Annotated in this window: 12 protein-coding genes and 1 pseudogene; 6 read left to right on the top strand and 7 right to left on the bottom strand. The window is 55.2% G+C overall.

Annotation, left to right across the window (positions count from 1 at the left end; translation table 11 throughout):
- Window positions 1-8: 8 nt before the first annotated feature.
- The 6 genes and pseudogenes from KTE_RS07445 to KTE_RS07420 all read right to left on the bottom strand — a co-directional run bounded on the left by KTE_RS07445 (window position 9) and on the right by KTE_RS07420 (window position 10,621).
- Window positions 9-1,087, bottom strand: a pseudogene (locus KTE_RS07445) (ABC transporter ATP-binding protein).
- Between the two features lie 21 nt (window positions 1,088-1,108).
- Window positions 1,109-2,044, bottom strand: coding sequence for an ABC transporter permease (locus KTE_RS07440; RefSeq protein WP_201371246.1), 936 nt, complete (start codon window positions 2,042-2,044; stop codon window positions 1,109-1,111).
- Between the two features lie 12 nt (window positions 2,045-2,056).
- On the bottom strand, window positions 2,057-3,019 hold the full coding sequence (locus KTE_RS07435) for an ABC transporter permease (RefSeq protein ID WP_201379939.1): 963 nt from the start codon (window positions 3,017-3,019) through the stop codon (window positions 2,057-2,059).
- Between the two features lie 187 nt (window positions 3,020-3,206).
- On the bottom strand, window positions 3,207-4,895 hold the full coding sequence (locus KTE_RS07430) for an ABC transporter substrate-binding protein (protein WP_236600316.1): 1,689 nt from the start codon (window positions 4,893-4,895) through the stop codon (window positions 3,207-3,209).
- A gap of 262 nt (window positions 4,896-5,157) precedes the next feature.
- Complete coding sequence (locus tag KTE_RS07425) at window positions 5,158-6,762, bottom strand: response regulator (RefSeq protein ID WP_201379935.1); 1,605 nt, start codon at window positions 6,760-6,762, stop codon at window positions 5,158-5,160.
- A 100-nt stretch (window positions 6,763-6,862) separates the two neighbouring features.
- Window positions 6,863-10,621: a GAF domain-containing protein gene (locus tag KTE_RS07420; RefSeq protein WP_201379934.1), complete on the bottom strand. Its 3,759-nt coding sequence runs from the start codon at window positions 10,619-10,621 to the stop codon at window positions 6,863-6,865.
- Between the two features lie 235 nt (window positions 10,622-10,856).
- Between KTE_RS07420 and KTE_RS07415 the strand changes: the two genes are divergently transcribed.
- The 3 genes from KTE_RS07415 (at window position 10,857) to KTE_RS07405 (ending at window position 16,801) form a co-directional block, all read left to right on the top strand.
- Window positions 10,857-14,423 carry an NB-ARC domain-containing protein gene (locus KTE_RS07415; RefSeq protein ID WP_201379933.1) on the top strand — a complete coding sequence of 1,189 codons (3,567 nt, stop codon included), beginning with the start codon at window positions 10,857-10,859 and terminating at the stop codon, window positions 14,421-14,423.
- 162 nt (window positions 14,424-14,585) lie between these two features.
- Complete coding sequence (locus tag KTE_RS07410) at window positions 14,586-15,125, top strand: DUF4126 family protein (RefSeq protein WP_201379932.1); 540 nt, start codon at window positions 14,586-14,588, stop codon at window positions 15,123-15,125.
- Window positions 15,126-15,349: 224 nt separating this feature from the next.
- Window positions 15,350-16,801 (top strand): aminotransferase class V-fold PLP-dependent enzyme, encoded by a 1,452-nt coding sequence (locus KTE_RS07405; RefSeq protein ID WP_201379931.1) that lies wholly within the window; start codon window positions 15,350-15,352, stop codon window positions 16,799-16,801.
- Between the two features lie 191 nt (window positions 16,802-16,992).
- Here KTE_RS07405 and KTE_RS07400 read toward each other — a convergent pair whose 3' ends face one another.
- Window positions 16,993-17,361 carry a WD40 repeat domain-containing protein gene (locus KTE_RS07400; RefSeq protein WP_201379930.1) on the bottom strand — a complete coding sequence of 123 codons (369 nt, stop codon included), beginning with the start codon at window positions 17,359-17,361 and terminating at the stop codon, window positions 16,993-16,995.
- Window positions 17,362-17,519: 158 nt separating this feature from the next.
- Here KTE_RS07400 and KTE_RS07395 point away from each other — a divergent pair, with 158 nt between their 5' ends.
- The 3 genes from KTE_RS07395 to KTE_RS07385 all read left to right on the top strand — a co-directional run bounded on the left by KTE_RS07395 (window position 17,520) and on the right by KTE_RS07385 (window position 19,624).
- Window positions 17,520-18,176 (top strand): hypothetical protein, encoded by a 657-nt coding sequence (locus KTE_RS07395; RefSeq protein ID WP_201379928.1) that lies wholly within the window; start codon window positions 17,520-17,522, stop codon window positions 18,174-18,176.
- 116 nt (window positions 18,177-18,292) lie between these two features.
- The gene (locus KTE_RS07390) at window positions 18,293-18,847 is read left to right on the top strand and encodes a hypothetical protein (protein ID WP_201379926.1); all 555 of its coding nucleotides are present in this window, start codon (window positions 18,293-18,295) and stop codon (window positions 18,845-18,847) included.
- Between the two features lie 252 nt (window positions 18,848-19,099).
- Entirely contained in the window at window positions 19,100-19,624 is a 525-nt protein-coding gene (locus tag KTE_RS07385; protein WP_201379924.1) for a hypothetical protein, read from the top strand.
- Window positions 19,625-19,656 lie beyond the last annotated feature (32 nt).

Raw genomic sequence — 19,656 nt, 5'->3', positions numbered from 1 at the left:
TTTCCCCTTTAACTTGAATGCAGAACTTTCTCGATGCTTTCCTGACCCAGGCGGCGCATGGCTTCAGTGCGTGCCTCCTGTCTACGGGCCGCGTATGCCTTCTCCTTTGGATCAGTGATATCGGGCCAGCAGGCCTTATGGTGCGCAGTGTTTCCAGGTATGGCCTCCAGGGGCGGCATCTCGCGACACTTTGGCCGGGCGTAGAGGCAACGCGGCATAAAGGGGCAGCCCGTGGGGGATGCAGCAGGTCAGGCGGCGCGCCCTCGATGGTTTTTAACTCTACCTGGCGCGCTTCATCCAACCTGGGGACAGAGGCCAGCAGACCAAGTGTATAGGGGTGGCGTGGATTGGCAAAAATCTCGTCGGTTGGCCCCTCTTCAACGACTTTCCCCGCGTACATGACGATGACGCGGTCGGTCATGCCCGCGACAACCCCCAGATCATGCGTGATAAGCATCAGGGCTGTCTGAAACTCTGTGCATATCTGGCTGATGAGTTCCAGAATCTGGGCCTGTACGGTGACATCCAGGGCTGTGGTTGGCTCATCGGCGATGAGCAGGCGCGGATTGCAGGCCAGGGCGATGGCGATCATGACGCGTTGGCGCATGCCGCCGCTGAACTGGTGCGGATAGGCGTTGAGGCGCTCCGCCGCTGCTGGAATGCCGACTTGCTCCAGCAGGGTAATCGCGCGCTTGCGTGCCTCGCCCTGCGAGACTTTGAGGTGAATACGCAATGCCTCGATAATCTGGTTGCCAATGTTCATTGTTGGGTTAAGGCAGGTCATGGGGTCCTGAAAGATCATACTGATCTGGGCTCCGCGTATCTTACGCATCTCGCTCTCAGGCACGCTGAGCAGGTCGTCGTCCGCGAAGATGATGCTGCCATCGGCATACTTTCCAGGCGGTTGGGGAATCAGGCGCATGATTGAGAGTGCAGTGACGCTCTTGCCGCAGCCACTCTCGCCGACGATGGCCACCTTCTCGCCGGGCCGAATGCCAAAGTTGACGCCATCGACGGCATGCACATCGCCCTGTTTCGTCTTGAAATAGGTCTTGAGATTCTGGACATCTAAGAGATACTCACTCATGGTTGCTTCCCTTTTTCGCTACTAGCGCTCAGTCATATGGGGGTCGAGGGCATCGCGCAGGCCATCGCCCACCAGGTTGCAGCTCAGGACGGTCAGGAAGATTAGAATGCCGGGAATAAACACTAGCTTGGGATCGATATCAAGCTGTCCCTGTCCGTCGTTGATAAGTGTGCCCCAGCTGGGGAAGGGGACCTTGACGCCAAAGCCAAAGAAGCTGAGAACCGATTCTAAGATGATGTTATTGCCTACTTGCAGGGTCGCGTTCACGATAATGGGGCCGATGGCATTGGGCAAGATATGGCGAAACATCAGGCGGAAGTCACCGGCGCCAATCGTGCGCGCCGCCATCACATATTCGCGCTCTTTCAAGGCCAGGAACTCGCCACGCACCAGGCGGGCAGCCGTGGTCCAACCAAAGACCGCGATAAGCGTGATAATGCTCAACGTTGATCCGTTGGTAAACGAGGCCGAAAGCACGAACAGCAGGAGATAGGTGGGGACTGAGAGGAAGACGTCGGTCACGCGCATAAGGACATTGTCGATCCAGCCGCCATAGAAGCCAGCCAGCGCTCCAATAGTGGTGCCAAGAATGATCGCGGCCAGCATGGAGGAGAGTCCCACCAGTAGCGAGACCTGGCCGCCAATCGCCGCGCGCGCGAAGAGGTCGCGTCCTAGGTCATCCGCGCCAAGGGGATATTGCCACGAGGGCGCGGCCGAGGGATCGGTCAGGGCGGGCTGTGTCGCGTTGTTGTGCCCGGTGATGATGGGTCCCACAAAGCAGAAGAGGAAGAGCAGGATCAGGCAGCAGGCGCCAACAGTTGCCGCGCGGTTGCGTACAAAGCGATCAAAGATGATGCGTGCCTGGCTACGCCGCTTGCGCGCAAGCTCTGGCGTGACATCGAGCAGGGGTTCTAGCTCGTCTTCTGGTGTCATGTCGAGTTGTTTGGGTGTCTCCATACAAATACCTCCTCATGCGTAGCGTATGCGCGGGTCCATCACGGCATAGAGGATATCCGCTAGTAGATTAAAGAGAACCACAAAGACCGCGCTCAGTATCAGAATCGCCAGCAAGACGGGATAATCGCGGTGCTCTGCCGAGTCCAGGAAGAGTCTTCCCATGCCGGGCCAGGCGAAGACGCTCTCGGTAATCGCCGCGCCGCCGGCGACCGAGCCAAAGTCGATGGCGACAACCGTAATCAGTGGGATAACCGCGTTGCGCAACGCGTGCCTCCGCAGAAGCGGAATAGGGGGGAGTCCCTTGGCGCGGGCGGTGCGGATATAATCCTGGCGTGTGACTTCAAGCATACTTGAGCGCATATAGCGGCTCCAGCGCGCGGTAAAGGTCAGGGCCAGGACGGTCATGGGCAGGATGAGGTGAATGAGATGGTCGAGCAAACCATTAAAAAAGTCATAGGTGTAGCCTGCGGTCACGTCCCCCGATGGGGGCAGCCAGCCAAGCCAGCGTGAGAAAACCTCCTGCATGAGTAGGCCCAGCAAGAAGATAGGGAGCGAGATACCTACATAGGTCAGCGTCGTCACAAGATAATCCGTCAGTTTCCCCTGACGCGTCGCGGAGAGCGTTCCCAACACGATCGCGATGATGAGCGCCAGCAGCAGAGCCAGGGAGAAGAGCTCCAACGTCGAAGGAAAGTGATCGAGAATGACGGAGGAGACGGTCTGGTTGGTGAAGAATGAGTAGCCAAAGTTGCCATGCAGTGCGCTCACCAGCCATTTAAGGTACTGGATAGGCACCGGGTCATCTAATCCCAGGCTGGCGCGTAAGGCCTGGCGTCCCGCTTCATCCAGGTTCGGATTATAGAGCACCTCTTCGGGTCCACCCGGCAGGAGGTGGATGAGGGTGAACATAAAGATGGAGAGCAGGAAAAGGAGTGGAAGCGCTTGAAGCAAGCGCCTGATCACATATCGTCCCATAGAGATCTCCAGTACTGCTAGAGGTACGTGGACAACTAACGTGTATAGTGTAACATAGCCACCAGGATGGGGGTACTTCAATGGTGCTTTGTTACCCCTGGGTAGTGCAGGTGGTGGTTTTCCAGACCTTAGCCTGGAAAACCACCACCTTGCGCTCAAGCTATTTCGCGTTATGCGTGTTCTTTGACTAGGCGGGACACTTGCCGTTGTCGCACCACCACTGTGCTACACCAACGGTCTCGGAGTTGGCGAAGGGTCCCGGCTTATAGTTGTGGGTACCCTTCTTATGGATTTCAAGATCGATCAGGTTGTAGAGGCCGATAAACGGTAACTTGTCCAGCATCGCCTGGTGAATCTGGTTAAAGACCTGCTGGCGCTGCGTGGGATCGGATATGGCCTGCTCTTTCTGGAAGAGCTGATCAAGATCATTATCGCAGAAGAAGTTCAGATTCTGCCCATGGGGTGGAATCTGGTTGCAGGCGAAAGAGGCCGCATCATCAGGATCATAGGTATAGGAGCTCGCCCACTCCGCCAGGTCATACTTTCCAGGTTGCCCACCATTGAGGAAGGGACCGAAGAAGGTGCTACCGGGGTAGTTGGTGATGTCCAGCTTGATACCGATCTTGGCGAAATCGGCCTGGATCAAGGCCTGGTCTTTCTCGCGCCAGCGGTTGTTGGCCGTGGTTGAATACTGGAACTCCAACCGTTGCCCACCCTTCTGACGTACGTTATCGCTGCCTAGCTTCCAGCCAGCATCATCGAGTACTTTGTTGGCGCCCGCGATATCAAACGGTGGGCACTGTAAGTCTTGCTGGTAGCCAGGATGATAGGCGGGGCCGTGATCGGTGCACAGGGGAATGGCCTGCCCCAGGCGTGCCACCTTCTGCAATTGCACGCGGTCAATAGCCATCGCCATAGCTTTACGTACATTAAGGTCTTTAAAGATGGGGTTATTGGAGTTAATGTGCAGGCCCTCATAGCTCGCGGACGGATTGGTCACGATCTTGTAGTTTGAGAGGGCCTGATAGGATGGCGTCTTGGTGACGTCCAGGAACCAGGCCGAGTCGGCGGTGCCAGCCTGGAGATCCTTCAGGATGGTATCCTGACTGGGAACGGCGCGGAAGACGATTTCATCCAGGTAGGGTAGCCCTTGGGAGGCCAGATAGTAATTGTCGTTGCGTACAACAGTGTAGTGGTCACCAGGCTTGCTCTCTTTCATCTTGAAGGGGCCACTGGTCACCTGGGGATTGAGTCCCTCAGTCTTTTTAATATCCCCTGGGTTCATGCTCTCGAAATGATGCTTGGGTAGGGGTGCGAGAGAGCCATCGGTCCAGGACGCGATAAAGGGTGCGAAGGGCTTTGAGAGGTGAAACGTGATCGAGAGCTTATCAGAAGAGACCTCTGCGGACTCGATCAGGCGGACGGCGACGGTGCTGGCAGCCGCGAAGCTTGGATTACTCCATGTCTTCCAGCTAAAATACACATCGTCGGCGTTGAGTGGCTGTCCATCGGACCATTTCAAGCCAGGCTTGAGGGTGAACTTCCAGGTTTTGAGGTCAGAGCTGATGCCTCCGTTCTGCTGTGTCGGTAGTTCGGCAGCGAGCGCGGGACGAATCTGTCCTGAAGCATCACCTTCGAAGAGCGCGGAGTAGAGGGTTCCATTCACTATGGTCGCGAACGTCTGCACCGACGCGTTAGGAATGAGTGCGTCTGGTTCGTTGAACAAATCGTCAACCCAGATACCACCACGCTGGGGTTTACTCGTATTGCTGGTCGTTGGCGTCCCCTGAGGGGCGCAGGCGCTGGCGAAGAGCATCAGCACCGATGAGAGCGCGACAAGTATCGTCAGGAAGCGTGAACCAGGTCGTTTGACCATTTGATCCTCCTTGCAGATAAGGGCGAACAGGCAGCGTATTGAGCCTGGCTGCATAAGCATGTTCCCTCGTGCTTATTTTTACGCTACCTCTTCAACAGTTTGAAATGCGTTTCCTTTGCTGCTGGCTTGCTTGGGGATATAGACGTAGCATAACATACAAACGAGCTTTTATTAAAGTCTAGTTTGTATTTGCCATATACTACGCAAACTATCCATTAATACTCACAAGGAAGAGCTAATAGCAGTCAGTTGCCGAAGCGATTTATTTGTGTCCATCGATGTTGTCCAGGAGCAGGCTGGCGCAGAGGAGGGCATGCTGGCGTTGCTGGGGCGAGAGGGTCGAGAACGTCAGTGTGCGCAAGGCGTTGTGAAGGAGCGCAATAAAGTACTCGCTCATATCGTCATTGCTGAGCCTATCCAGGTGGCGAACCATACGGCGAATGTGGATGACGGTGAGGTAGGCCTTGCGTAGGGCGGCATTCTCTGTCTGGAAGGTAGCTTCAGCTTGTGCTAACTGGGTGAAACGCGTGATGCGGCAGAGCACCTCCTCCATGTGCAGGCGTTCCTCCAGCGAGGCTGCGCGCGAGGTCAGTAATTGGAAGCGTATGACAGAGTCAAGCATCGCCAGGTCGCGTAGGTAATGTCCTTGACCTGTGCTACAGAAATCAATCAGCCATGCCCGGTGCTCCTCGTCAATGAGAATGTTATGCTGGTTGAGATCGCCATGTGTCGTGCTGATATAGGTGGAGCGCCGGAAGGGGCGTGTCGCTGCGGGCAGCGGATCGGTGAAGGTGCGCTCATCGTCGAGGGCGCGTAACGAGAAGCGCTGTTTGGGGTGAGGTATAATCAGGCCATCCAGGGTCTCCTCCAGCGGACGCGAGGCCTCACCAAAGGTCTGGTTGTAGTTTTCGGTGAGATCACAGAGCTGCTGGCGTCCCAAATTCGCGTACCAGGATTTACAGGTATCGAAAAAGAGGTTATCGAGAACTTGCTGGATGGCCTCGCTGTCTGCCTTCTGGTAGAAGGTGCCAAAATCTTCCAATCGCTCATTCGCCGTTCCGAGCAACGAATAGATGATTCCTCCCAGTAAGGGCGTATAGCGTACGCTCTGGACCATCGTGTTACGCCCGCCACCAATAAAGGGGAGCACATAGGTATTAAAGTTGGTGTTCTCCTTCTCGATCTTCTGTGTTGCGCCAAATTTGGTGACCACGACGCGTGCCCCACCATATGGATTAAAAGGCTGCACAAGCATGACCCCTGTGCCACTAAAACCCGGGGCCAGCGGCCTGACCAGAACACTGTTGGCCGTGCCAAAAAGGCGGCAAAGAAGATCTGCCAGTTCTTCACGTACCTGCTGATAGCGCTGGGTGCTGGGGCGAATCCGTTCACGCTGGATATCGATGTGTGAGAGCACCTGTTCTTCAGCTTCGAGTGGCTCCCAGTGGATTTCTAGCTCCAGGTTGATCTTTTTTAGTGCTTCGCGTACGCATGTTAGTAGTTTATCGGGACTGAAACGATCCTTGGGTAGAAAGTCTGCTACCTTGTGATCATGAAAGGCCTCGTGTACATGGTCGAAGGTACCGTGTGCCGAGAGAATCACAATTTGCAGTGCGTCATTGAGGCTGTACTGGCTCAAGATCTTGAGCATGGCGACGCCTTCAAAGTTGCTGATATCCGATGAGTTCATGCGCAAGTCGAGAATGAGCAGGTGGAAAAAGCTGTCCTGTAGCTTTTGGAAAGCCACGTCAATGGTGGCCGCGCTGTCGACCAGGTAATTCTCGGCCTGCAAGATCTCTGTAAGCTCTTCACGCCATTGAGGCAGGTCATCCACAATGAGTATGCGTCCATGCCGCTGCTGTGCCATTGTCCAGTACTCCTCTCTTTGCCAGAATTGATTACGCGTCACGCTCTCTACCTCTTAGACGATGCGTCACCGCGTTTCTTGAAAAAGCCATTGTCCTTTTCTACTCCTTTGGTAGCAGTAGCGTAAAGGTGACGCCAGGGCCATCGGGGTTGTCTTCAAACCAGAGATACCCATGCTGGCGCAAGGCGTTGCGGCGGGCGCTCCAGAGACCAAAGCCCGAGCTGCCCTTGGTGGAGTAGAACAGGCTAAAGACCTTGTTCTTGATGTGTGGCTCGATGCCCTTACCGTTATCACGAACCTGGATGGCAACCTTATCTTTCTGGTTATAGGCACGCAAGCTCAAGCGTCCAGTGGGTTGCTGCTGCATGGCCTCTATCGCATTATTGATTAGGTTACGCAGGATGTCATGTACGAGAGCTTTGCGCACATGCACATGGCCAGCATCTGGCGCGATATCCTGGTATACCTCGATATGGGCCGGGATATGACTCTGGAGGATGGCGTTCTCAAGGAGCGTACGCGGTGAGATAGAGATTTTTTCGTCGGCAGCACCGGGACCCGGATCTGTGATCACTTCTTTGAGTTCTGTGCTCAGGTCAAGAACCGTACGTACCGACTTCTCCGTCTTGTCGAGCTTGCTTTCTATAATTTCATCACGCATATGATGATAGTTTAGGCGTCGTTTTATGCTGGAAATATAGGTTTCGACCAGGCCAAGATCATTGCCCAGGCGATGGGTCAACTCGAAGGCCGATTGCCCGATCAGACTCACCTCCTCGGCGGCCCTGGCGCGCTGTTCGGACTCTAACCGGGCCTGGGACACTTCCAGGCGATAAATGGTACTCCCAAGCTGCTGAGCCAGGCTATCATAGAATTCGATATCGGTCTTGCCAAAGTGTCCCGCCTCACGATGGACCAGGGTGAGCGTGCCATACAGGTGTCTGTCGAAGCGAATGGGGAGGAGGAGCATGGCCTGACCATCTCTGGGTTCTGGCTGCGAGGTGGATGTATAGGCCTGCTTGCCGATAATGATCTTCTCATGATGTTTGAGGATCGACTGATAGTGCTGCTCAGCGGTGCTGATGGGTCCATGTTCATGTAGGATGCCTGGTGCGGAGAAGCGCAGACGCTGGAGTGCATCAGCGTGCTCATCATAGCGGCACAGCTCAACATAGCTCTGGCTATAGTGTTCCGCTAGTTGAAAAACGATCTGGTATCCTTGCTCAAGCTGGCTGATATCGTTGAGTTCTCCCAATTCGCGACTGGCGCGATACAGTAGGGCGAAGTGTTGCTTCTCCTTCTCTGCCTCCTGGTAAAGCTCGGCGTTGCGTAAGGCGACAATCGCCAGGTCGGCCAGTCCCTGGAGCAGGCGCTCATCACTCTCATCAAAGGCCTGTTCTTCTGGGCTCTCGATATTGAGCACACCTTTGAGCTCACCATTGACGAGCATCGGCACGGCCAGCTCTGAGCGCGTATCCTGAATGTAGCGCAGATAGATCTCTTTCCAGCCTGGCTGTGAGGGATCGATATTCAACAGTTGCCTGGTGCGGGCAACCTGTCCGACGATGCCTTCGTTCACGCTATGTTCCCTTCCTTTCTTATCTGGTAAGACGCCACGCTCGGCAGCCATCCAGAGGACTTGCTCTTCGCGATCATAGAGCATGAGGCAGCCCGTACGCGATTTGTTTTGCATGAGTTCGAGGGCTTTATCGAGGATAAGCGCAAAGACACGCTTCGTTTCTAGCTGGCTGGTAAGCTCCTTGCTAATGGCGTAGAGCGCCTGCCGTTCGTTGGCGAGGCGCTTCTCTCGCTCATAGGCCTGAGCTTTGGCAATGGCCAGTACGGCCTGTCCAGCCAGCGTCTCCAGAAATTCCTGGTCTTCCTGGTGAAATGCGCCGATACGCGTGCTTTCAAAATTGAGCACACCAATGGCTTGCTCGCCATTGAGAAGAGGAATATCTAATTCGGAGTTGGTATCAGGCACCTTATTGATATAGAGGCTACTCCAGGGAGCATCGCTATGCACGTTATCGACGCGCACTGAACGTTTGTAGTGAATGGCCCAATTGGTCAGGCCGCGCCCCTCAGAGAAGGGGATTTTAAAGGGTTGCTTTAGAACGGCATGGGTCCCATAGGCGGCTTTGGCCTCAAGTGTTTGTTTCTTGCGATCATAGAGCATGATACATGCCCCTTCGACGGGGACATAGGTAAGGGCCTGGTGTAAGAGCGCCTCCAGAAGCGCCTCCAGGTCGAGTGTGCTATTCAGCTCTTTATCAATGCGTTGTAAGATTTCTAGCTCGCGTACCCGGCGTTGTAGGAGACTATTGAAGGTCTGCGCGTTGCGGATCGCGATGGCGGCAAAGTGGGCCAGGCCTTCAATCAGCAGCTTTTGCGACCGGTCGAAATATTGGCTTTGCTCGTAGAAGATGAAGAGGACGCCAACCGCTTCCACGTCCACACGCAAGGGCACAATGGCCAGTGATTTGATGCCTTCCTGGACCAGGGGGAGCCGAACTCTTTTGAGTAGTGGCTCGCGGGTCGAGCTACATGTAGGTTCAAAAAGGGTATGGGGATGGAAGGTCATATGTTCGGTCACCTGTTCTTGCCAGTCTCTCACCAGGGATTCATGCTTGAGGATATGAGATGGTTCGCCGCTCAGGAGGCGCTCTGGTGGTGTTGGGTCATAGGTAGTGCCGACTAGGGTGGGCTTCAGAACAACGCGTTTGGCCCCGCTTGCGATCTGGATGCGCTCGATGATCTCTCTAAGGGGATAATGAAGCTGGCTGGTGAGCAGGCGACCCGCCTCATTAAGCTGTGTCAGACTATCATAAAGGCGGATATTATTGATAGCCATGAGGATATGGTTGCCCAGCACTTGCAGAATAGCCATATCTTCATGCGTGTAGGCATATGGGTGGGGATGCTGGACGGAGAGCACACCCAGGGGAATCTCCCCCAGTAGCAGGGGGACGAAGATAAAGGATTCCTTGGGCAAGGTGCCACGCACCGGAGCGATATGAAAAGGGAGCTGCTGAGCCTGGCTACTGAGATGCTCGACCAGGACGGGGCGGCGTGTTTGTAAGACATACTGGCTGGCCCCGCTGGGTGGGCGATCTCCTTCGCGAATTGCATTTCCCTCATCGATGCCATAGAGATCACGCGTATGCGTTGGGGCCTGGTAGATGGCCAGCATCAGGGCATGGCGAGCATCGAGCAGATTATTTAAGAGTGGGTAGAGGGTAGGAAGCAGGGTATCAATGGATATAACCTCCTGGTTGATAACCTGCCCAATATGCGTCGCCTCGCGGTAACGTTGCAGCATCCATGTCTCTTGTAAGACGAATGTTGCCAGCCTGGAAAATTGCTTCAATAGTTCCTCTTCGAGAGAAGTTGATGGGGATAATTCACGGAAGGCCAGGGTGAGCATCGCAAAAGGAGGATGACCTGGTCGATTGCTCAGTGCAAAAGAGATCAAGGAATGTACCTGCTCTGCCCGTGTATAGTCGGAGTGATAGAAAGGCCTTGCTTGCAAGTCTGAGACATAAAGGATTTCTGGCTGTATCTCCTGAACCTCTCGCGAGAGGAAGGGGGCTATGGTCTCTTCGCGAAGGATATGCGCGCGCGGCGCGGCAGGCGACGAGTCTCTCTGCTGGCTCTCGGCGTAGAGCGCGCGTGCGTAGTGAAACGTCCCTGTGACGGGATGATAGGCGGTCAGAATGCAGATATCAGGTGTAAAGAGGGCGCGCGCCTGCTCTGCTATGTGCAGGAGCGCTTCAGCGAGATTCCCGCGCTCATATATCTCAGCCGTGAGCCGCTGCGCAAGCTGAGCAAGGGTGATTGAGGAGAATGGGGAGCGCATAGTATATTCCTCCACCTGAAAATAGAATACGTTAGATGTTTTTGCAAATATATTGTAGTATTGAGTGTACTTTGTTATGCTAACAAAAACAATTGTTTTGTAGCTAGCTCCTGTTTTGAAGATACTCTAAGCACGTTGGTGAGAGAACCCCATATATGGGACAGGTAGGGGACATCTAGGGGACGTCGTTCGCTTTTTTTAGAATGCCAGGACCATTTGTATCAAAGGGATTTGCATGGAAAAGCGAGTACACTGGTACGAAAACCTGAGGCGTGAGCGCAAGCTACGCGGATTATCCCAGAGCGAGGTCGCGACTGCGCTCCAATGTGATACAAAAACTGTAGGGCGTTGGGAGCGAGGAGAGGCCTTTCCCAGTCCGTATTATGTCCAGCGGCTGACCCATTTTTTTCAGAAAGATGCGCTGACTCTGGGCCTGTTTGAGGATACTCTGGTACCTGAGACGGGAGAAGCATTGCCGCAGTTGCAGGCAGCCACTCTACAACCAGCGGAGCCAGCACCTGCGATGCATACCGAGCCGCGCCTGGAGATTATACCTCGTCATGAAGAGTGGGGCGAGGCTCCCTACGTCGAGGAGTTCTTTGGCCGGGATGTGGAACAAGAACTCCTCAGAGGTTGGATACTTGAGGAGGGCTGCCGAATCGTAGCGTTTCTGGGGATGGGCGGCGCAGGAAAAACTACCTTCGCGCGCGTTATAGCTGAGCAGCTCAAAAGTGCCTTCTCATCTGTCCACTGGTTCTCGCTCCAGAATGCGCCTTCCCCTGAAGCCTATATACGTGCCTGCCTGCAACACCTGGAGGCGCTGGACCCCACGGAGACCCTGTCATTTGAAGCCTCCCTTGCTCGCCTGTTGCAGTGCTGTGCCGAGAAGCGCTGCCTCTTGATTCTCGATAACATGGAGTCGATCCTTCAGGGAGGCGAGCAGGCCGGGCGCTATCGCGTGGGCTATGAGGCGTATGGCCAACTCCTGACCCACCTCGGTACTCATCCTCATCAGAGCTGTTTGTTGCTAACTAGTCGCGAGAAGCCGAAGGAGATTACACGCCTGGAGGGGGGGAGCGCCCGCGTGCGCTCACTTGTGTTGCCAGCGCTGGGAGTGGCCGAGAGCCAGCAGCTATTGCAGGAGAAGGAACTGACTGGCTCAGATGCCGAATGGGAGGCGCTTCTACGGTTGTACGCAGGCAATCCCCTGGCGCTCAAGCTCGTCTCGGCCTCCATTCGTGAACTCTTTGATGGCTCTATTGGCGAATTTCTCCGTGAGGGCGAGGCCGTCTTTGGAGATATTTCGGTGCTTCTGGAGCAGCAATTTCATCGCCTCTCCAACCTGGAGCAGGATCTGCTCCAATGGTTGGCGATTGAGCGCGAACCCGTAAGTCTCCAGACCTTGAGTGACGACCTGGTCATCCCAGTTGCGAAAGGGGCGCTTCTGGACGCGCTCAATTCCCTGCGGCGGCGCTCGATGGTGGAGATAAGCGTCGAGCATCGTTTTACCTTGCAGCCCGTGATTATGGAGTTTATGATTGAACGCCTGGTAGAATTGCTGTTTGTGGGTCTGCGTGCGGGCGAGCTGGCGGGATGTAGCGGCTACGCGGTACTGAAGGCGCAGGCCAGCGACTATATCCGCGAGAGCCAGGTGCGGCTGATTGTCCAGCCGTTGCTCAAGAAGTTGCTAGCGGCATTAGGGCATACGCATTGTGAGCGTCATTTGCGCACCTTACTTGATCGCCTGCGTGAGGGGGAGGGTCTGGAGAGTGGCTATGGAGCTGGGAACATTGTGAACCTACTTGTGACATTAAATGCGAACCTGCAAGGGCTGGATTGCTCCTCACTCACCATTCGCCAGGCTTATCTGCAAGGCAACGACTTTGCCTTTGTGAACCTGGCGTACGCCACGCTCTTGAACTGTGCACTCAACGATTCCTTTGCCTGGATACTGTGCCTGGCGATCAGCCAGGATGGACGCTTGCTGGCGGCAGGCACCACTGTCGGGACCATACGTGTCTGGAGGACTGATGACGCCACACCTGTTCTGACCTGTAGTGGGCATAGCGAGGAGATACGCTCGCTGGCCTTTAGCCCGGACGGTCGCTACCTGGCGAGTGGGAGCGAGGACCATACGGTGCGTCTCTGGGAGGTCGAGAGTGGAGCCTGTCAGCATATCTTACATGGGCATCGCGACCAGGTGCGCACCGTTGCCTTTAGCCCGGATGGACGCTATGTAGCCAGCGCGGGTGAAGATCGGCTCATTTATCTATGGGATGCCTTTTCCGGGCATGTAGCGAGCGTACTGGATGGGCATAGCCAGAGGGTGCGCTCCCTGGTCTTCCATCCCAGCCTGCCATTGCTGGCCTCAACTGGAGATGAGACGACAGTACGTTTGTGGGATTATGAGCAAGGTGCGCATGTCGCGACCCTGGCTGGGCCGAGCCAGGCAGTGCGCGTCGTGGCCTTCAGCCCCGACGGACGCTTGCTGGCGGCTGGAAGCGAAGACCACACGATTCGGCTCTGGCGAACGGAGGATTACGAGCAAGTAGTGGTATTGCAGGGCCAGGGGAGCCGCGTTCGTACCATGCATTTTAGCGCCGATAGTACCTTGTTGGCGAGCGCGGGCGACGATCAGATGCTGAATCTCTGGGATATGACAAGCCATCAACGCATCCACCAGGTACATGCTCACGGGAGCCGCATCTGGTCCGTGGTGTTTGTCCCCAATACCACGCAACTCATCAGTACCAGCGAGGATGACACAATCCGTTGGTGGGACCGGCGGAGTATGCTCTGTTTGCGTACCTTACGCGGTTATACCGACCTGTTGAAGGCTCTGGCTTATAGTCCAGATGGGCGCTTGCTATTGAGTGGAAGCGAGGACCGCACTCTTCGTCTCTGGGAGGTAGAGACTGGGCGTAGTCTGCGTGCACTGCGCGGACATCAGAATCGCGTCCGCACCGTTGCCTATAGTCAGGATGGCTTTACTATTGCCAGCGGAAGCGAGGATGAGACAGTTCGTCTCTGGGACGCGCGCACGGGGCACTGTCTTCGTATCTTACGTGGACACACACACCTGGTCCGCTCAGCAGTCTTCAGCGCCGATGGCTCCTTGCTTGCCAGTGGCAGCCATGATTTGACGGTATGCGTCTGGGAAGTCGCTACTGGCCAGTTGCTCAGACGTATAGAGGGCATCACTGGGTATATCTGGAAGGTCGCCTTTCATCCAGTCACCAGGCAGCTTGCCTGTGGCACTGACGATCCCGTAATTCGCTTATGGGACAGCGAGACGGGCGAGGTGGTGCGCGAATTTACCGGTCATACCCATCGTATCTGGGCTATAGAGTTTAGCCCGGATGGGCGCTACCTGGCCAGCTGTAGCGACGATCTAACGCTGCGGGTATGGGACGTAGCGAGCGGAGCCTGTGTGCATATCATGGATGGCCATACTGGCTGGGTACGCACGCTGGCCTTTCACCCTGACGGCACGCTGCTTGCCACGGGCAGTCATGACCAGACTATTCGCCTCTGGGAGGTGCAGACGGGGCGCTGCCTGGCGGTATGGCGCGGACATGAAGGCTGGATCTGGTCGGTAACCTTTCGTCCCGATGGGGCGCAGCTAGCTAGTTGCAGCGATGATGGCACAATCAAGCTCTGGGACGTGGCGAGTGGTGCCTGCACGCGCACTCTACGCAGTACACGGACCTACGAAGGCACAAACATTTACGGCGTCATTGGCCTTTCAGAGGCACAACGCGAGGCACTCCACTTCCTTGGAGCCATCGAAGAACAGACCTGACCGGGTGCGGGATGTGCAGGTGCTGAGAGCACCTTGCTGGAACCAACGAGGGCCATTCAAACGTGCTATTAGGGTAGAGACAAGAGAGTGCCACCAATAGTGACGTGCTGCGTGTAATATGCATTGTCTGCAATATCTGATGGGAGAGAAAGGCCGAGTTCTATGTCTATCGAGAAAAAAGAGACACTGCCAGAGATTATCGCCGCCGAGTTTGAAAGTATACGTGATGATGAGGAGGCGCGTGCTATCTACGTACGTGTGTTGGGATTGGGTCTTGTCGCGGGCCTGCGCTCAATGACACCCTTTACACTGCTTGACTGGACCAAGGAACGCGATCCTGAGCCGAAGAATGGCCTGGAGGAGCTACTGGCCTCGCCCGCGACCCGCGTGGTCACCAGCTTTCTCGCCACCGGCGAAATAGTAGGCGATAAGCTCCCCATGACCCCCTCACGTACCGAGCCCGCCCCCCTGATTGGTCGCCTGGGCATTGGCGCGCTGACCGGTCTGCTGCTCAGTCGCCGCTATGGTAAATCGCTCTGGCTAGGTGCGGCTCTGGGGGCCGCAGGAGCCGGTGTTGGCACCTTCGCGGGCTATAATGTACGCTCATGGCTCACCAAAAACACCTTCCTGCCCGACCCGGTCGTCGCCCTGCTAGAGGATGGCCTGGCCCTGGGCCTTGGTTACCTCGCAGTTAAAGAATAAACAGTATTACTAAAGAGAAAGCCGCGCTATGCCTCCTGGGGCATAGCGCGGCTTTCTCTTTAGTAATACTTGACTTATATTATCAAGTGTATCAACTCGACATTAGATCACAAATTTTGTGGGGAAACTTGATATTTGCGCGATACTCTGGGTATACTTTTAGGCAAGGTAGAGAATGCCTGGTTTAAAAGAAGCTGTATTGTCTGGGAAGGAACATGGAGCTAATGACAACGACCGCAGAGCATCGATCCGATCGATCCGTAAAGGGAACAAGAAAGTCAGCCTATGCGCGCCCGCGCGTGGTGGGTATAAAGACCGAGGTCCCCCTGATTACTGGTGAGCAGGTACGCTATGTAAACCTGGATAGTGCGGCGAGCACGCCGCCACTGGTCAAGGTACGCCAGGCCGTCGATGATTTCCTCCCGTGGTATTCAAGCGTACACCGGGGGGCGGGCTATAAGTCGCGCCTCTCGACCCACCTCTACGAGCATGCACGCGATGCCGTGATGCGCTTCGTTGGCACGACGCCAAAGACGCACGTGGTGGTATTTGTACGCAATACAACCGAAGCCTTGAATCTCCTGGCTCACCGGACCTTGCTGGAAGACGATGAGCTTATTTTGACGACGAAGATGGAGCATCACTCCAATCTCCTGCCCTGGTTTCGCAAGAAGCATGAGATGGTGCCGCTTACAGAGGATGGCCGTATCGACATAGCGGACCTGGAGCAACGCCTGTACCAGCACGATGGGAAGGTCAAGCTGATCACCATCAGCGCCGCCTCGAATGTAACGGGCCTGGTCAATGATGTCCACCAGGTGGCACGCCTGGCCCACGCGCATGGCGCGAAGATCGCCGTCGACGCTGCCCAGTTGACTCCGCATCGACACATTTCGATGGGAACGTACGGGACCGCTGATTGTATCGATATCGTGGCCTTCTCCGGGCACAAGCTCTATGCTCCCTATGGTGCCGGTGCGCTGGTGGTTCCCGCTACCCTCTTCGCCGATGGCGATCCCATGCTCGTGGGTGGTGGTACTGCCTGCCTGGTGACAAGTTCAGGCATTAAATGGGCTACGGGTCCCGATCTAGAGGAGGCTGGCTCGCCAAATGTGATTGGCGTGGTGGCGATGGCTGCCGCTCTGGAAGAACTGATGCGTTTCGGCATGGAGCGCGTGGCGGAACATGAGCGTGAACTGACACGCTATGCCATCCAGCGCTTGCAGGGAGTGCCGGGCCTTACCCTGCGCGGCCCTGCGTGGGAGTCGGTGTTGGCAGGTGAAGAGGATCGTCTGGGCGTCTTCTGCTTCACCATGGAGGGCCACAGCTATGAGAAAGTCGCCGCGGTGCTGGCGAACGAGTGGGGCGTCGGCGTGAGGAGTGGCTGTTTCTGCGCGCATCTCTACGTGGCGCACCTGTTGGGGATCTCCGAGGAGGACGCCTCAGAGGCGCGGGAACGTTTACTCACAGGTCTCCCTGTCGAATTGCCAGGGATGGTGCGTGCCAGCCTGGGCCTGGCGAATAGCAAGGATGATATTGACCGCCTGGCATCTGGCCTGATGGCCATCGCTCGCGGCGAGATCCGCGCCCAGTATGCGCATAATGAACATGGCGACCTGGAGCCAGTTGGCGATAAGCATGCCTTCGAATTCCACGGCATGAGCTTCCTCGCCTAATATATGACAGGCCAATGGCCCCCACAGAGCTGTAGGGGCCATGCCGATATAGCCTTAAGCCGGCATGGGTCACGGCGTAGGCCTGGAAATCGCAATGATATTTCTATGTGCGTCGATGACAACGATGTTTTCGTTGTTGACCCAGTGAAGTACTCCTCCACCATACCCTTGCTCTGGCCCAGGTACAGAACCTAGAAATTTTTTGGCGGTTGCATCCCAGAATGCGGTTGCATTCCAGAAGTAGATAATATTTGCTGGTCAATTGCAGCTATAGTGTGTCCATCTGGCGACCAGGCCAGGTCAGAGAAAATAGATGCCTGTGTGCCAGCGATAAGATCAAAGGTAAATGTCTGTTTAGTTGTAGGTGACCAGAGACTCAGCGGTCCTGCATAGGGCGTGGCGGCGATCCATCTCCCGTCGGGCGACCAGCGAACAACGGCATCGTTGTGATCGCGAGGATGACTTTGGGCCTGAGGAAGTGTATATGTATGGGTGGGCAGGCTAGAGGCTCGTATCTTCCAGGTTTGCAGCGTATCATGCACATTGTTGGTTGCTAGCATGTTGCTATCGGGTGACCAATCAAGTCCGAGTATGGCCTCGTGGGGTGTTATATATAGTATAGACGCGCATTGTTGGTTTTTGTTACATCAATTTTGCGTTCAAGTAAGAAATTTTAAATAAGCCGTTTTTTCTTATTGTGAGTAGTTTGGGATAAATAATGCTGGACGAAATTGAGAGATTGAAGCAAGCTTTGCAGCATGTCTATTGGCTGGGTGGCTCACCTTGCGCGGGGAAAAGCTCGATTGCGGATGAACTTGTTACGCGTTATGGCTGGCGGCTATACCGCTGTGATGACGCGTATGCCAGGCATGCCCAGGAGGCGACTGTGACAAATGAGCCAACGCTCTATCACTTAAGCCGCCTGACGCCTGATGCCCTCTGGCTTGAGAGAAGCGTCGAGCAGCAGATTCGTGAAGAATTTGCTTCCTACCATGATGAGTGGCGTTTGATTGTGCGTGACCTTGAGGCATTGCCGCGTGATGTCCCTATCCTGGCTGAGGGAGCGGCCCTATTGCCGGGGTTGGTTGCCCCTCTTTTGTGCGAGAGATCAAGGGCGATGTGGATGGTCCCAACTATGGAGTTCCAGTTAACGTACTATCAGCAGCGCACCTGGGCCAGAGAGGTCGTAAGGGAGTGTCGTGATCCTGAACAGGCCTTTGAGAACTGGATGCAGCGCGATAGCGGTTTCGCGCGTGCCGTAATCCAGGAAGTGCGGCAATATCACCTGAATGTGGTAGTCGTCGATGGCACACATACGTTAGCGCAGAACCTGGCCTATGTAGAGCAAGCCTGGCGTAGTGATGTACAGGTTTAGCGCCGAGTGGAGATGATTGTTCAGGTATCTCAGAACGCTATACTGAATGTGGAATGGGGCTGAGCAGGTGATAAGGAGCTGTTTTTTAGAATCGATGAATGGATGGGAATTGATGCATGGATCAGGATATAGGAGCAGGGTGTGCTGACCTAGTGAGTGCGATGGAGCACTGGTACGATAGTGGAACCACGGCTTCACTTAAGCAGGTACATGCCTGGATGGCCTCAGATTGCCGTGACGCGCAGGGCTATCTCTGGGACTGCCTCTTTGAGCACCCTGGACGCCTGGAAGCGCCAGATATCTCTGAGATCGTCGCGTTTGGCTCATGTTATCTGGAGCGCTGTGTCATCGAGAATAGTGAGACGCTTTATGCCGATGGGCGTTTCTCCGCGTGTGACACGCTGCGTGCCTGGTTCCAGCGTGCCTGGAGCAAGCAGGAGGAGCAGAACGCAACTATTGTCGCGCTACGGGATCTGCTGGCACGTTTGTGTTGCCGAGGCGACGAGCAGATAACCGATGTGGTTATGACTGCTGTTCTTGAGCATCTTTTTATCCAGCCAGAGATCCGCGAGTTTTTTCGTGCCTGGGAACAGGAGCCTATGTTGGCGAGTGTCTATAGAGACGCTCTTACCCTAAGTGATACCTGGGATGTTTTTGAAGAGGGCAGATAAACATTGCTTCCTTGCTGAATATCACGCATGTTGTTACTCTTTTGCCGCCAGGCAGTTGTAATAAATACAAGCTAGCATAGCAGCCGAAGCCAAAAACTTCCTCGTGTGACAGTATCAGAAAATGCTATCACTCACTACAAAAGTGGAATTCTGTATTCGTATATTTCTATGTGAAATTGTATGCAAAGTGTTGCCTGGTATGTGGGGGAAGGCATGTGAAGTGGCTGCCAAGCATGGAAAAGGAATGGTGAAATGGGTCGTTTAATTATCTGGCTTTTTTATCGTGTATTGGGCAGGAAGGTTGGCCGCATCGTCGTGGGGAGTTTTATGATCCTGTTGGGTCTCCTCTGTCTGATTGCGAGTCCGTTTTCAAGTAGTGACGCTACGGGTGCAGTTATTGCAGGCCTGGTCTGTCTGGGGTTTGGTATACTTCTCCTGGTATTAGGTATACGTGATAATGGTGGTTCTAGCTTCGGTAGGAGCACCTTTAGCGCGCGCAAAGCCTCGGGAGCGCAGGGCCAGCCCTATGGACAGCCTCAGTATGGTCAGCAGGTGCCACCCCAGCAGTATGGCCAGCCCCAGTATGGTCAGCAGGTGCCACCCCAGCAGTATGGCCAGCCAGCCCCCTATGGGCAACAGGCTCCTTACGGTCAGCCAGCCCCCTATGGGCAACAGCAGCCAAACCAGGCATATGGCCAGCCGCCACAGTATCCGGCGCAGAATAGTCCCTACGCGCAGGAGTACCAGAACCCCCAGCAGTATCCTCCGCAACGCTAATAAGGAGAGCATAAGCCAGGAGCGACAAGCAT

It is taken from the genome of Ktedonobacter sp. SOSP1-85 (genome assembly GCF_016587415.1).
Taxonomy (GTDB): Bacteria; Chloroflexota; Ktedonobacteria; order Ktedonobacterales; family Ktedonobacteraceae; genus Ktedonobacter.
The sequence above is the reverse complement of the archived record's forward strand: the minus strand, read 5'-3'. Positions and strand labels throughout refer to the sequence as shown.